General features: G+C 38.4%; 8 protein-coding genes. 5 read left to right on the top strand and 3 right to left on the bottom strand.

Going from position 1 to position 16,062, the window contains the following annotated elements; translation table 11 throughout:
• The first annotated feature begins 28 nt into the window (after positions 1 to 28).
• The 5 genes from ACN0TV_RS13335 to ACN0TV_RS13315 are packed head-to-tail and all read left to right on the top strand — an operon-like array spanning position 29 to position 12,227.
• Entirely contained in the window at positions 29 to 3,337 is a 3,309-nt protein-coding gene (locus ACN0TV_RS13335) for a VCBS repeat-containing protein (protein ID WP_417363415.1), read from the top strand.
• The gene (locus ACN0TV_RS13330; protein ID WP_417363414.1) at positions 3,337 to 6,711 is read left to right on the top strand and encodes a VCBS repeat-containing protein; all 3,375 of its coding nucleotides are present in this window, start codon (positions 3,337 to 3,339) and stop codon (positions 6,709 to 6,711) included. The genes ACN0TV_RS13335 and ACN0TV_RS13330 overlap by 1 nt, the downstream gene beginning before the upstream one ends.
• Positions 6,704 to 9,955 carry a VCBS repeat-containing protein gene (locus ACN0TV_RS13325; protein ID WP_417363413.1) on the top strand — a complete coding sequence of 1,084 codons (3,252 nt, stop codon included), beginning with the start codon at positions 6,704 to 6,706 and terminating at the stop codon, positions 9,953 to 9,955. Before ACN0TV_RS13330 ends, ACN0TV_RS13325 begins: the two co-directional genes overlap by 8 nt.
• Before the next feature lie 4 nt (positions 9,956 to 9,959).
• On the top strand, positions 9,960 to 11,315 hold the full coding sequence (locus ACN0TV_RS13320; RefSeq protein WP_417363412.1) for a vanadium-dependent haloperoxidase: 1,356 nt from the start codon (positions 9,960 to 9,962) through the stop codon (positions 11,313 to 11,315).
• Positions 11,316 to 11,327: 12 nt separating this feature from the next.
• A complete protein-coding gene (locus ACN0TV_RS13315; protein WP_417363411.1) occupies positions 11,328 to 12,227 on the top strand; it encodes a GyrI-like domain-containing protein in 900 nt (299 codons plus the stop codon).
• Positions 12,228 to 12,332: 105 nt separating this feature from the next.
• On the opposite strand, the gene ACN0TV_RS13310 is transcribed toward ACN0TV_RS13315, so the two are convergent.
• The 3 genes from ACN0TV_RS13310 to ACN0TV_RS13300 form a co-directional block, all read right to left on the bottom strand.
• A complete protein-coding gene (locus tag ACN0TV_RS13310) occupies positions 12,333 to 14,438 on the bottom strand; it encodes a peptidylprolyl isomerase (protein ID WP_417363410.1) in 2,106 nt (701 codons plus the stop codon).
• A 96-nt stretch (positions 14,439 to 14,534) separates the two neighbouring features.
• Positions 14,535 to 15,806, bottom strand: a complete 1,272-nt coding sequence (locus tag ACN0TV_RS13305; protein WP_417363409.1) for a hemolysin family protein — start codon at positions 15,804 to 15,806, stop codon at positions 14,535 to 14,537.
• Positions 15,806 to 16,000 (bottom strand): hypothetical protein, encoded by a 195-nt coding sequence (locus tag ACN0TV_RS13300; RefSeq protein WP_417363408.1) that lies wholly within the window; start codon positions 15,998 to 16,000, stop codon positions 15,806 to 15,808. The genes ACN0TV_RS13305 and ACN0TV_RS13300 overlap by 1 nt, the downstream gene beginning before the upstream one ends.
• Between the last annotated feature and the right edge of the window lie 62 nt (positions 16,001 to 16,062).

Below are 16,062 nucleotides of genomic sequence, written 5' to 3'. Positions count from 1 at the left end.
AATTACAACGTAATTTACATTTCCTTTGATGGTTATAGATCATTCCGTAAAATTAGTACTTCTGTCCCTTTTACTCCTACTCTCTTGCAACACATCAGAGGAACGACTTTTCACGCTTTTAGATAGAAGTGAAACAGGAATGGATTTCACAAATAAACTTACCAATACTCCAGATCTAAACATCCTTAACTATCTCTATTATTATAATGGGGCGGGTGTTGCTGCGATTGATTTCAACAATGATGGTTTGATGGATCTCTACTTTACCGCTAATCAATCTTCCGACAAGCTCTATCTTAACCAAGGGGATTTTCAGTTTATAGATATTACAGATAAAGCAGGCATATCCAATGCAGAAAACTGGACTACCGGGGTGACCGTTGTAGATATTAATAATGATGGTTGGATGGATATTTACGTTTGTAGGGTCGGTAACCTATCGGAAATCAAGTCACATAACCTGTTGTATATAAACCAAGGCCCCAACAGTGAGGGCATCCCTCGATTTGTAGAGGAATCAGAAAAATATAAACTCAACATACACTCCTACGCCACACAAGCTACTTTTTTCGATTATGACCTTGACGGAGATTTGGACATGTACCTACTAAACCACTCCTTATACCCTAATCGTAATTACGGCAGTGGAAAGAAAAGGTATGAAATCGATTCCTTAGCAGGCGATATGCTCCTTAGAAATGACAACGGAATTTTCATTGATGTTTCTCAAGAATCGGGTATTCACCAAGGAGGAATTGGTTACGGACTTGGTGTTTCAATATCTGATCTTAACAACGACGGCTATCCGGATATCTACATTGGTAATGATTTCTTTGAAAACGATTACCTCTATACCAATCAAAAAGACGGAACATTTAAAGAGGTTATAGCCAACAACGAAACAAAATTTGGGCACACTACCCATTTTTCCATGGGCAATGATATTGCAGATATTAACAATGACGGTTACACTGATATCGTTTCTGCAGATATGCTTCCCCAAGATTTAAAGAGTTACAAAACTTCGGGGACGGAATACAACTATCAAATCTATAGCAGTTATTTAAAAAATGGTTACGCTCCACAATTCATGCAAAACACTTTGCATATCAACAACGGCGGGCAGTATTTTCACGAAACCGCATTTTTAAGCGGCATCGCATCAACCGAATGGTCATGGGCACCTTTATTGGCTGACCTAAACAATGATGGTTTTAAGGATGTGTTTATCTCAAATGGTATCATAGGTGCGACTAATGACATGGATTTTATCAGTTTTATCGCAAATGAACATATTCAAAGTCGGTTAAAAAAAGGTATGGGTCCCCAAGATATGGCTTTCATTGACAAGATTCCGACAAAACATATCCCAAACTATCTATTTCAAAATAACGGAGATAACAGCTTTACTGATATGACGGAAGAGTGGTTTTCAAAAATCCCATCCTATAGTAATGGAAGTGTGTATGTAGATTTAGACAATGACGGTGATTTGGACCTTGTCGTCAATAATGTAAATGAACCTGCGATGATTATAAAAAACAATACTGATCAAATGCTGCCTGACCATCATTATCTAAAAATAAAATTCAAGGGGAGTGAGCAGAACCGTTTTGCCATTGGGGCTAAAGCCACTGTCTATACGGGCGACAAATCCATTAGTAGCGAAAATTACACTAGCCGGGGCTTTATGTCTGCGGTAACTCCCGAACTTCATTTTGGAATCGGAAAAAGCACAACCATAGATTCGGTACATATAATTTGGCCAGATAGAAGGTTTGAAAAAATATACCATCAACCAATCGACACTACCCTGGTTGTCGATTATAAAAAGGCACTTTCCAAATACGAGAATATCCGCCCTAATGAAATTTCGGGATTATTAAAAAACAGAAAATCTCCAGTTGATTTTCTGCATAAAGATCATACCTCAATTGAATTCAACAGAGATCCGCTAATTCCTTTTGCAAACACCAATCAAGGTCCAAAAACTACAGTGGCTGATGTAAATAATGATGGCCTGGAAGACTTCTTTATTGGTGGCGCCAAAGCACAAGCATCGGAATTATTTCTTCAACAAGCTGATGGAACATTTCAATCCACTCAAAAAGATCTCTTTGACAAAGACGCCATAAGCGAAGACGTGGACAATCTCTTTTTTGATGCTGACGCAGACGGTGATCAAGATTTAATTGTGGTCAGCGCAGGAAACGAATTCATTACAGGAGAACCACTATCTCCAAGGCTGTACATCAATCTTGATGGAAAAATGGTCCGAGACAGTATTGCGTTCAAGGACGTATTTATCCATGCTTCAACAGTAACTGCGGTTGATATTGATAATGATGGGGATCTTGATTTATGCATTACTTCCAATGGGATCCCGAGGGAATTTGGTAAAACCCCAAAACAATATATCTTTCAAAATAACGGACAAGGTGTCTTTGAGGATATTACCGAAACCTATGCGCCAGAGTTTCAAAACATCGGCTTAGTACAAGATCTCAAGTGGATAGATCTTAACAATGACACATACATGGACGCTGTAGTAGCGGGACATTGGATGCCTATTTCAATCTTCATTAATGATGGAAAGAGTCTAAAACCACTCAACAGCAACTTATCTAAAACTAATGGCTGGTGGAATTCACTAGAAGTAGGGGATTTTGACAAGGACGGTGACATGGATATCATCGCTGGAAATTGGGGATTGAACACCCGGTTAAAAGCCTCAGAAACACAGCCTATTACGCTATATAGAAACGATTTTGATGACAATGGACAGGAGGAGCCTGTTATCACCTATTTTTATCAGGATACAGAAACTACCTTTTCTTCAAAAAGTGAACTTGTCAAGCAAATTCCAATGCTGAACAAGAAATTTCTTTCTTATAGTGATTTTGCCAATGCCGGCTTTGATGAACTTTTTGACAAGGAAAAGATAGAGAATGCTTATAAAAAACAAACCTTTGTTTTAGCATCTGTCTATTTTGAAAATGATGGATTTAATAACTTCTCACCACATCCACTTCCTTTTATGGCTCAGACATCGAGTGTTTTTGATATTAAAAAAGACGACTTTGATCAGGATGGTTTTGCCGACCTACTACTGGTTGGAAATAATTATGAGATCAGCACCCAATTAGGAAGGCTTGATGCACTTCATGGGCTGATCCTTCGCAATGATCAAAAGGGATTCTTTGAAGTAATTCATGAACAGAATTTTGACATCCCGGGGCCTGCAAGAAACATCAATACCATAAGAATTCAAGATACCGTCAATTATATGATCACTATCAACAATAATAAAACTGTTTTTCTTAAAAAATCACGATAATGAAGCACAATACAACGCTATACTCCCATTCGATAAAGACAGTCTTAAGTCTTAGTTTTTTATGCCTCCTGTTTTCTTGTGATAAAAAACAGACAACAGTAAATGGGCTAGAGCAAGAAGAGATGCTTTTTACATTAGTTTCTTCCCAGGAGAGCGGTATTGATTTTATCAATAAGATCGAAAATCAAAAAGACTTTAATATTTTCAAATACAGAAACTTCTACAATGGCGGTGGAGTTGCCATAGGCGATATTAACAACGATGGTCTTGCTGATATCTATCTGACAGCCAACATGGAAAAAAACAGACTTTATCTCAATAAGGGTGATTTTAAATTTGAAGACATCACAGATAAAGCAGGCGTAGGTGGAGACAAACCCTGGTCAACTGGTGTGACAATGGTGGACATCAACAACGATGGCCTTTTGGATATATATGTTTCTAATGCTGGAAATATGGAAGGCAATAACCACAACAACGATCTGTATATAAATAATGGCGACTTAACCTTTACCGAAAAAGCCGAAGAATACAATTTGGCAGAAAGTGGATTTACCACTCATGCGGTATTTTTTGATTATGATAAAGATGGAGATTTGGATGCCTACATCTTGAACAATAGTAATATCCCTGTAAGTAGCCTCGGTTACGCAGGTCAACGGGAGGTCAGAGCCCAAAACTGGGAAGGTATTCCGGATATTTTTAGAGGGGTTGGAGATATGCTATTGAGAAACGACGGCAATAAATTTACAGACGTCAGTGAACAGGCCGGTATATATGGTAGTTTAATAGGTTTTGGTCTAGGGGTTATGATAAGCGATATCAACAACGATGGTTATCCTGACATTTATGTATCCAACGACTTCTATGAACGTGACTATTTATATATCAACAATCAAGACGGCACTTTTAGTGAAGAAATTAAAAATTGGACTTCCCATTTAAGTTTATCATCGATGGGTGTGGATATGGCGGATATCAACAACGATGGCTTGACGGATATTTTTATAACCGACATGCTTCCTGAGGGAGATACACGAGCAAAAACTGTAACGATTTATGAGGGTTATAATATTTTCAAACTCAAACAAAGCAAGGACTTCTATCAACAGTTCATGCAAAACACACTTCAACTCAATAACGGAAACGGTTCTTTTTCAGAAATTGCCTATTACAGTGGCGTCGGTAAGACAGACTGGAGTTGGGGAGGTGTGCTCTTCGATATGGATAACGATGGTTATAGAGATATCTATGTTGCAAATGGTATTAATCACGACCTAACAGATATTGATTTTGTAGATTTTTTTGCCAATGAAATTATCCAGAGAATGGCATTAACCGGGCAAAAACAAGCCATTGACTCCATCCTTACAAAAATGCCTTCTACCCCCATCCCTAATTATGCATTCAAAAACAACAAAGATCTTACCTTCACTAATAAAGCAGCTCAGTGGGGCTTAAGCACTCCAGGGATGTCTAATGGAGTAGCTTATGGAGATTTAGATAATGATGGAGATTTAGACTTGATTGTCAATAATGTCAATATGCAAAGCTTTGTTTACAGAAACAATAGTGAAAAACAAACCGAGAATAATTATATCAAACTAAAATTGACTGGTGAGAAACCCAACACTTTTGCAATCGGTACCACGGTTAATTTGTATTATGACGACCAGACTCTTTTATATGAACATATACCCTATCGCGGCTTTCAGTCGTCCATGGATTATACAGTCACCTTGGGAGTTGGTAGTACATCAGTGATTGATTCCATCCGAGTGGTATGGCCAAACGATTACACCGTTAAACTCGATAGTATCAGCACAAACCAACAGCTCCAATTGAGTCAAGCAGAGGCTACTGAAAAATATGATTACAGTATTCAAAGTGTTTTAAAGCCCTTGCTAACAGAGTCCGAGGCAAACAACTTCGAAGCTCACAAGGAAAATACATTTGTAGATTTTGACTTTGAAGGAATGATTTCTAAGATGACTTCTCGTGAGGGACCTTCTTTGGCAGTTGGGGATGTAAACGGGGATGGTAATGAAGATATTTATATTGGAGGAGCCAAAAATCAGCCTGGGATACTATACCTGCATAAAGGAAATGGCGATTTTGTAAAAACTGAACAAGTGGATTTCTTAAAGGATCGTTTATTGGAAGACACTGCCGCTTCATTTTTTGACGTCAACGACGACGGTCATTTGGATCTCATGGTAGGTTCGGGCGGAAACGAAGAGGTGAATGCATTACAATATAGAACCAGGTTATACATCAATGATGGCAAGGGTAATTTTACAAAAAGTAGTCAGGAGCTTCCAACAACCTATCACAATACTTCAGTTATCGCTCCCTACGACTTTGATGGGGATGGCGATGTCGATGTGTTCATCGGATCTAGAAGCGTTCCGGGTATTTATGGCATCAACCCAAAACATTTGCTTCTCGAAAATCAAGGTGATGGAACATTTATCAACGTAACAGAAAGCATAGCCTATGATCTAAAAGAAGCCGGAATGGTAACAGATGCAATATGGGTTGCCCTTGATGGTGACCGAACTAAAAAAAGTTTGGTATTGGTCGGGGATTGGATGGCTCCGATGGTGTTTGAAAATTCTGGCAGACAACTCTCCCATAAATCCACCGCACTTGATCAATATGGAGGATGGTGGAATACAATTGAAGCTGCAGATTTGGATAATGATGGGAAAATTGATCTTATCCTTGGAAACATGGGAAGTAATATTGCCTACAAGCCTTCTAGTGAAGCCCCAATGAAAATGTATATTAACGATTTTGACGACAACGGAACTATTGAGCAAATCACCACAAGAACTATTGAAGGAAAGGACAAGCCTATCCACATGAAGTCAGAACTTACGGCACAACTAAGCTCCTTAAAGAAACAGAATATCAAAGCATCTCAGTATTCCGGAAAATCCATACAAGAGCTATTTTCGGAGCAAAAGATGAATCAATCTATAGTAAAAACAGTTTCACTTTCAGAATCGATCATCGCATGGAATAAGGGCGCTGGAGATTTTCAAGTCAAAAAACTCGATAAACGCGTACAGTTCTCTTGTGTTTGTGGTATCAGTTGTAAAGACATTAATAATGATGGGCATTTGGATTTAATCATGGCTGGGAACACCTATGGTTTTAAACCACAATTTTCAAGACTTGATGCTAATTACGGTAGTGTTTTGTTAGGAGACGGAACGGGTAACTTTGAATGGCAAGATTATAACACCTCAGGGTTACACGTCAAAGGTGAGGTGAAAAAAATCCAATTTCTAAATGATAGTTCCGGTAATCAATTCCTCATTCTGGCCATCAACAATCAGAACCCTAAACTATTTAAAATCAATGATTAAAACAACAACATATCTTTTGATTTTAATAACCTTATTCGCCTGCAGCGATCAAGGAGAGCTATTTAGCAATCCATCTGCGCAGGATACTGGAATCGATTTTATCAATACCTTAACCGAAAATGATCAGATGAATATCCTAGATTACCTTTACTTCTACAATGGTGGTGGAGTAGCTATTGGTGATATCAACAACGATGGTCTAGCTGACATTTTCTTTACATCAAATCAGGAAAAAAACAAACTGTACCTCAATAAAGGAAATCTTCAGTTTGAAGATATTTCCGGCTCAGCAGGAATACAAGGCAACAGTACCTGGAATACTGGAGCCATTATGGGAGATGTTAATGGGGATGGGCTACTAGATATTTATGTTTGTGCCGTTGTGGGGATTAACGGTTTCAAAGGACACAATGAACTCTATATCAACAATGGCGACAATACCTTTACGGAAAGTTCCGCAGCATACGGATTAGATTTTGACACCTACAGTTCAACAGCCGCCTTTTTGGATTATGACAATGACGGCGACCTTGATATTTATCTCTTAAATCACGCTGTTCACACCCAGGAATCTTATGGGAGTGTAGAACTTCGCTACAAGAGATCCTACCCAACCGGTGATAAATTACTTCGCAATGATGGCAGTGTATTTACAGATGTCAGTGAGCAAGCTGGTATATTCAGCGGTGTGAATAGCTATGGATTGGGTCTTGCTATAGCTGATTTTAATCAAGATGGTTGGCCTGATATTTATGTGGGTAACGACTTTCATGAGGATGACTACTATTATATAAACAACACAGACGGTACATTTAGTGAGCGCTTGAAGGAGAATTTTGGACACATCAGCCGTTTCTCAATGGGGAACGATGTGGCAGACATCAATCACGATGGCTTTCCTGATCTACTTTCATTGGACATGTTACCTGAAGATGAAAGAGTTTTAAAATCATCTGAAGGGGACGACAATCCACAAATGCTTAAAATGAGAACTCAGGTATTGGGCTATCATTATCAATTCACCCGCAATATGCTTCATATAAACCAACAAGAGGCAGGGTACACAGAGACAGCTCTATTAAGCGGTGTGGCTGCAACCGATTGGAGTTGGTCGGCCTTGTTTGAAGATTTCAATCAGGATGGCCAACAGGACTTGTTTGTCGCCAATGGTATTCCAAGGCGTCCAAATGATCTGGATTATATCAAATTTGTATCGAGTCAAAATATCAAGAAGAAACTTGACAATACTAGATTGGTTGACAAAAGAGCATTGGACATGATGCCCAGCGGAAAGGTTCATAATTATATCTTCGAAGGATCTGATTCCTTGGTTTTCGCCGATAGATCAAAAGTTTGGATAAAAAATGACACCCTAGTTACTACTGCTATGGCTATGGGTGATCTGGACAATGATGGGGATATTGATATTGTCACCAACAACATTAATTCGCCTGCAAGCCTATACATTAATAAGATAAACGATAAGCGTAATTACTTAAAACTCCGATTTAAGACAGGCACAAAAAACACTTTCGGAATAGGCACCAAGGTTTTCTCCTATGTTGATGGAGTTGTCCAATATAAAGAATTATATACCGTACGGGGCTTTCAATCATCTTCCGAGCCTATACTCCATTTTGGATACGGAAAAGCGAGTACAGTGGATTCACTTTGGATCATATGGCCAGACAATACTTTTCAAAAACTTCGCGAGGTAGCGACGAACCAGACCCTCCTTATAGAACCTGAATCCGAAAGAAAAGTCTTCGATTACGAGTTGCTGAAAACAAAAAAGGAAAGATTATTCGAAAAGATTCCTGATAATATCGGAGTAGATTTCGTGCACTCTGAAAATAATTTCACTGATTTCAACCGCCAGAAATTAATACCATATCAAATTTCCGATCGCGGTCCCGCTACAACCGTGGGTGATCTCAACAATGATGGGAAAGACGACATCCTTTTTGGCAGTTCCAAAGGGAACCCAATCCAAATTTATATTCAAACCGATAGCATTTTCATAGCCACAGACTACCTTGAAGTTAGTAAAAACACGGACACAGAAGTGGTGACTGCTGCAATTTTTGATGCCAATAACGATGGTAAAAATGACATCTTCATGGGATCCGGCGGTGGTGAATACTACAACAGAATGGCTCCCCTACTCGATGCATTTTTCATACAAAATGAAAACGGGATGCGTAGCGTTGAACTTCCTGAGTATTTTGAAAACGCTTCAATAGTAAGGTCAAATGACTTTGACAACGATGGAGACATTGACCTATTTGTAGGTAGCAATGCCGTAAACAACGACTTTGGCAATATTCCTAATTCATACTTACTTGAGAATACCAATGGCGCTTTCAGTATACTCGAAAATAACCAACTGCAAAAATCAGGTATGGTCACAGATGCAGTTTGGGACGACTTTGACAATGACGGCATCAAGGATCTGATTGTGGTAGGAGAATGGATGGCACCGAAATTTTTCAAGAACAACAATGGTGTATTGGAAGAAATACAGCCTCTAAAAGAAAAACTCAATGGCCTTTGGCAAAGTATTACGCCATTTGATATAGATAATGATGGTGATATAGATTATCTATTAGGAAATTGGGGAACAAATACAAAATTCAAAGCCTCAAGCCAATATCCTATGAAAATGTATTATTCCGATTTCGATGCTGACGGTGCAACTGAAACCGTTATCGCAACCGAAAAAAACGGTTCTTACTATACACTTGCAGGTTTGGATATCCTTTCCAGTCAGATGGTACGACTAATGCGTAAGAAATTCACCACTTATGAATCATTTGCAGGAAAAACCATCGAAGAAGTGTTCACTCCAGAGTCACTTAGAAAAGCTGAACTATTGGAAGTACATACCCTTGAGTCCGGTTGGCTAGAGAATAAAAATGGAAAATTTGTTTTTAACCCCTTTCCTATTCAGTTGCAAATGGCTCCAATCACTGCGTTTTTAAATTATGATTTTGATAACGATGGTAAGGAAGAGGTTTTGGCCGCTGGAAATTATTTTGGCGTCAAACCATATCACGGACGTTTCGATTCCTTTTCAGGAGCAATGATTTATAACAACACAAATATAGTTTTAACTCCTGCGCTCGGATTAAATCTGTTGAGCAAAGCAGTTACACAATTGAACACCATAACAGTCAATGATCAAAACTACCTGATCGTTACGATAAACAATAAGGAAGCCGAACTTTATAAGTTAAAAAAATAAGAAGATGAGACGTATTACACTATCCCTCCTAAGTATTCTTGCAATTGTTGTGAGCTCTTGCGTGAAAAAAGAAAAACCGATCGATGTGAGCACAGAAGATCTACATCATTCCATAGATGAAGTCGTAGAAGTCATGATTCATGATATTTTTTCACCACCTGTAGCCAGTAGAATCTTTGTATACCCCAATATTGCCGCCTATGAGATTATCGCCTTAGAAGATCCCAATTACCAATCAATGGTAGGGAAAGTCAAGGACTTAAAGCCAATACCCGAACCTGAAAACCCTGAGGCAATCAATTATCAGGTTGCAGCAATAATTACGCATAATGAATTAAGTAAAAGTCTTATTTTTTCGGAAAATCGCATTGAAGAATTCCAGGACAGCCTCTATAGCAGTTGGAAAGAAATCAATGAAAGAGAGTTTGAAGCCTCTAAGGTATATGCTGACAAAGTTATTCATCACATAAAGGCTTGGATGGACAAAGACAACTACAAACAAACTCGAACCATGCCCAAATTTACCGTAATTTCAGAGGATCCTGCTCGTTGGCAGCCTACACCTCCTTCATATATGGATGGCCTTGAACCGCATTGGGATAAAATACGAACCCTTGTCATCGACTCAGCCTCCCAGTATAGACCGCTGCCACCCCCAGAATTTTCAATGGAAAAGGATAGTGAATTTTATAAACAAGTCATAGAAGTATACAATGAGAGTAACAGAATTACTGCTGAGGGAGATTCCTCAGAAGGTATTGAAATTGCACAATTTTGGGATTGTAATCCTTATGTCTCAGTAACTAGAGGCCATCTAATGTTTGCCACAAAAAAAATATCCCCGGGTGCCCACTGGATTGGCATTGCTAAAATTGCATCTAGAAAAGATAATGCGGATTTCAGCAAAACCCTGTTTGCCTACACCAAGACAGCCATTGGTATATTTGACGGTTTCATTTCTTGTTGGGACGAGAAGTACAGAAGTAATTTAATACGTCCAGAAACCGTCATCAATCGATATATAGATGAAAATTGGAAACCCATCCTTCAAACCCCACCCTTCCCTGAATATTCTAGTGGTCATTCTGTAGTTTCAGGAGCATCAGCAACAATATTAACTTCTATATTTGGTGATAATTTTGCCTTTGAGGATGATACCGAACTCCCTTTCGGAATACCAGTAAGATCCTTTAGTTCATTCAATCAAGCAGCAGAAGAAGCGGCCGTTAGTCGCATGTATGGAGGGATTCACTATTCAGCGGCCATTGAAGAAGGGCTTGTTCAGGGCATCAGTGTAGGAGAGCATGTCATTAATCGGATGCAAGGAATAAACAATCAAAAGGTAGTAGTAGAAAAATAGACCTGATAAATCATGAAGAAAATTATTGGGTTAACCAGCCTTATCATGGTCTGTATCATGATATGGTACCTAGGGTTTAAGAAAGCTGATTATATCTATAATTTTTCGGAAAAAGCAAGTACCGGAACGGTATATTACAGTATCTCAAATTGGGATAAAGCAAGTACTATGGTAGCTACCAAAACATTGGACAGTACCTTATACACACAACTCACACAAAAACTCTATTACAAGGGTAAACAGTATTTGTTATACTGGGACATGGAGAACGTGAATGATTCAATTACAGCTGTTAGCGTGGGTGTAAAAGAACCCGATCATAGTTTATACAATAGAGTAACGGCCCCTTTTTCAAACACAGAATTCAAACAGCATGCTGTTGCCATGCTTACCGATTTTAGATCCATCCTTTCCAAAAACCTATCGACATTCAAGGTAGATATTTTAGGATCATCACACACGCCTAAAAAATCTTGTGCCTGTGTAAACGTTACAACAACACCTCAAAACAAAGCCGCACAAATGATGCGTTATTACAATTATATCAATTCGTTTATCATTACACATGATTTACAATCGGATGGCTTTCCAATGGTTACTGTTAACACCTTTGACAAACAAACCAATCGTATAGATATGGACTTTTGTTTCCCCATACGTGGGGTTACCTCTTTACCGGCTTCCAAAGACATCTATTTCAAGAATATGACTGCTAGACCTGCTCTAAAGGCGACATTTAATGGTAATTATATGTACTCCCATCAAGCTTGGTTTAGTCTATATGACTATGCAGAAAACCACGGACTACAATTGACAAATAGGATCGTAGAACAATTTTTTAACAACCCTAACTTAGGAGGGAATGCCTTGGGATGGAAGACTGAAATTTATATTCCTATAGTGGAACAATAGCACCACAACTTCCACAACTCGCCCTTTACCACATGGCATAAAAAAACACTCCTAGGAGTGTTTTTTTATAAACTGTAATTGAGTTAGATTCGTGAAATTACGATCTTAATATAGCTCGGCGCGGTAATCTTCAATTTCAGACATTTCTTCCAAAGCACTATAAGCCGCAAAATTTGATCTATTTCTATTCAATGTTTTTTGTGTATTGGCAAATGTTGCATAACTCTCTAAAGAAGGAGCAATAGCTTTTTTGCTAACAGTTAGCATAAACACTCCGTTTTCCCCTTCGATTAAGCCAGATTGTTCGCCTTCAGATAATCCCATGGCAACACCTACAACTTTAGGCTCTCTTCCAGCTCCTAAAACAGTAGGGGTTTTCATCGTTAATTCAGAAGCAGCTTTCACGCTTACATCATTGCTCTTAGCTAGTTCATCCATAGACTTCCCGCTGTTGTTCTTCATGATAAGGGCAGCTTTCTTTTGTTTTCTTAAGATAGGTAACACTCTAGCCGAAGCATCTTGAGCAGTAGCTAATCCCTCGCTGCGTTTTCCTGTAAGTTGAACCACTGCATATCCGCTAGTAGTGCTAAAGCGTTTCACCGCGCCAACTTTTGTGTCAAGATTAAATGCCCACTGAACAATAGTACGCTGATTTCCTAAACCAGGGATATTCTCATCCAAGCCATTCAATCTGTTTACAGGTCTAATTGTGTAATCCCCTGCTTTGGCAGTTTCTCCGAAATCTCCATCGATAGAAGCCATTTCAAAGGTAGTGGTCTCATTAAACAGATCACTAATTGATTTTTCAGAAGGCTCAAGACCTCTTACTATAGTTGCAACACGAACTACGTCGTACTTGTCTTCAATTTTGATAATGTGGAATCCAAAATCAGTTTCTACAAGTCCAACAGAACCTGTTTTATTGTCAAAAATATAGTCATTAAACTCAGGAACCATTTGCCCCTCAGGAATATTGTCATAGGTACCACCTCTAGTTGCAGAGCCCGGATCTTCTGAGAACTCAAGAGCCAATGCAGCAAAAGCTGAAGGATCAGCCTTAACTTTACTCAATACATCTTCTGCAAGAGCTTTAGCTTCTTCTTTAGTTCTAGGCTCTTTAGGTTGAGCTCCTGTTCCTTCATACGAGATTAGAATGTGGCTTGCTTTCACAGAACCGCCTTCTTTTTTTGCAACCATACGGCTTAACTTGTAAAAGTTACCGTCTTTATATGGCCCAAACACCTCACCTACACTCATATTGTATAGTGTATCGGCGAAAGCAATTGGAAGTTGTGCTTTGGTTACAAATGTAGTATCATATTTAACATCAGAATTTCTATTTACAAAATCCGCGATATCAGTGGTGGTTTTGAAACCGGCAACGGTATCATTTTCTTTGGTTGTTTGGTTGTAAACAACACTCGAACTTAGCAATTTGCTAAGTGAAGATTTAACTTCTTCAATATCAGCATCAGATGCTTTTTCTTCAAAGAACACATAACGTATGTCTCTAGAACTTTCTTGAGTGAATTCTTTTTCGTGTTGTTTGATATACGCTTCCACTTCACTGGTTGTAACAGTCACTGCACTATCAGCAACAGTGCTATAAGGAATTTGAACATATTTGATGTCTACCTTGTCATTTTCTAAATGATAAGCCAATTCACCTTCTTTTAAAGTAGCTCCGACACCAGCTTTAATCAAATTGAAATAAGACTGCTCTTTAGAAGCGTTGATCAAAACATCCTCTTGCATTTTCCACTGCTCATAACCCATAGGATTATTAGCCTTTAAATCCGCAATAAACTCGATGAATTTCCCTTCGTCAAAAACTCCAGCTTCATTTTGGAAATTTGGGTTAGAAGCTATGCCTGGGTTGGCTCTTACCACATTAAGGATTTGGTCCTTTTCAATATTGATTCCCAGTTCGTCAAACTGTTGCTCTAAAACAATGTCCCTAACTTCTTGGTTCCACACCTGGTTCACAACCTGAATTGTACTAGCGTTAGCACCATATCTTCTAGACATATTTTCAACCTTGAAGGCAAAATCTTGTCGCGATATACTTTCTCCATTAACCTCTCCTACAGTTGTTTTTCCTGTTCCTCCATTGTTACTGAAAACACCAGAGATCACAAATGCAAACAGAGCCAAACCGATCACGATAATCAAAAACACCGACCGACTCCTTATTTTTTCTAGAACTGCCATTTATAAATTAAGTTTATTGTATAATTTCACAGGGGGCGAAAATACCACTTTTTTGGAATAATAAAAACCTGTAGTTGTAATTATTATAGAATTTTACTATTGATCAAGCACTTTGAGATGTATTATTTCAATTTTAGTAGTACTTACCTCAAGAATAGTGTACTCATAACCATCAAATTCTACAACTGCCCCTTTCTCCGGAATTTCTCCCAACTGGCTCAATATCATACCCCCAAGGGTTTCATAATGCTCAGAATCAGGAAGTCCTAGCTTATAGATCTCATTGACATAGTCCACTTCCAGACGAGCTGAAAATCGATATTCATTATCCGATATTTTTTCTTCGAGCAATTCCACAGTATCATGTTCGTCTTCAATCTCTCCAAAGAGTTCTTCAACGATATCCTCCACAGTCATTATACCTGAGGTTCCGCCGTATTCATCAAGAACAACGGCTATACTTTTGTGTTTTTTTGTAAGGACTTCCAGTACATCGCTGATTAACATCGTCTCTGGAACAAACTCCACAGGCATCATAATACTCTTAATTCCTTTTGGCTTTTTGAAAAGATCAAAGGAATGTACATAACCAACAATGTCATCAATAGTATCCTTATACACCAGAATTTTGGAGTAGCCAGAATTGGTGAATAGCGAACTTAAACCCTTTGGTGATTCATGTAATTCAACTGCTGTAATCTCGGTTCGAGGAACCATTACCTCTCTAGCTTTTACCTCTGAAAACTCTAAGGCATTTTGAAAAAGCTGTATTTCTGAATCCAATTCCTGATCATGATCTACCGCGTCCATTTGTTCAGAAATATAATCTCCCAACTCCACTTTAGAAAAGGCATACTGTAACTCACCGTTGTTAATTTTAAAGAACACCCTCGATATCAATTTGGAGATCCACATAATAAACGAGGTGATATACTTCAGTAAACTATAGCAAATGAAAACGGGGATCGCTAGAGCTTTTAAAAGAGTATTGGCATATATTTGGAATATGATTTTAGGTAATAATTTAGCCAACACAGCGAGAACCAAACCGCTACATAACGCAATGAACAATAAATGCTGAATAGGTAGATCCGAAAACTGTTCAAATTCAGGATAAAAGTAGCCTGTGATTAATTCTGCGGAATAAATAGAATACACCACCAATGAAAGGTAATAACCCACCAACATGGTCGCGATGAATTTAGAGGGTTTTAGAGTCAGCCTGGTCAGTACCTTAGCCATCAAACCTCCTTGTTTTTTCTCTATCTCAACATGGATTTTATTAGCAGAAAGATAGGCTGCCTCCATACCTAAAAAGAAAGAGCATGATAACAGTGATACTACTATGACTCCTATGGTGAAAAGCATCAATTATTTTTTGATCTGTTTCCGAACTTTTTACGATAATATCTTCTAAAGAAAAACATTCCTGTAGACACTACTGCAAATAACACCATAATATAGGCTCTATTGCGATCTACAGACCACATTCTTACCGCTTCAATAGTGGCTAAAATTGCGATGACCAAATACGCAATTTCAAAAATCTTAAAATATTTCATAAGCTTGAATTAATAACCAAAAATACGCAAAATTTTCGCTGTACATCAGACAAATGTTAGAA

Origin of the sequence: Galbibacter sp. (assembly GCF_048266365.1) — a bacterium.
Classification (GTDB): Bacteria; Bacteroidota; Bacteroidia; order Flavobacteriales; family Flavobacteriaceae; genus Galbibacter.
The sequence above is the reverse complement of the archived record's forward strand: the minus strand, read 5'-3'. Positions and strand labels throughout refer to the sequence as shown.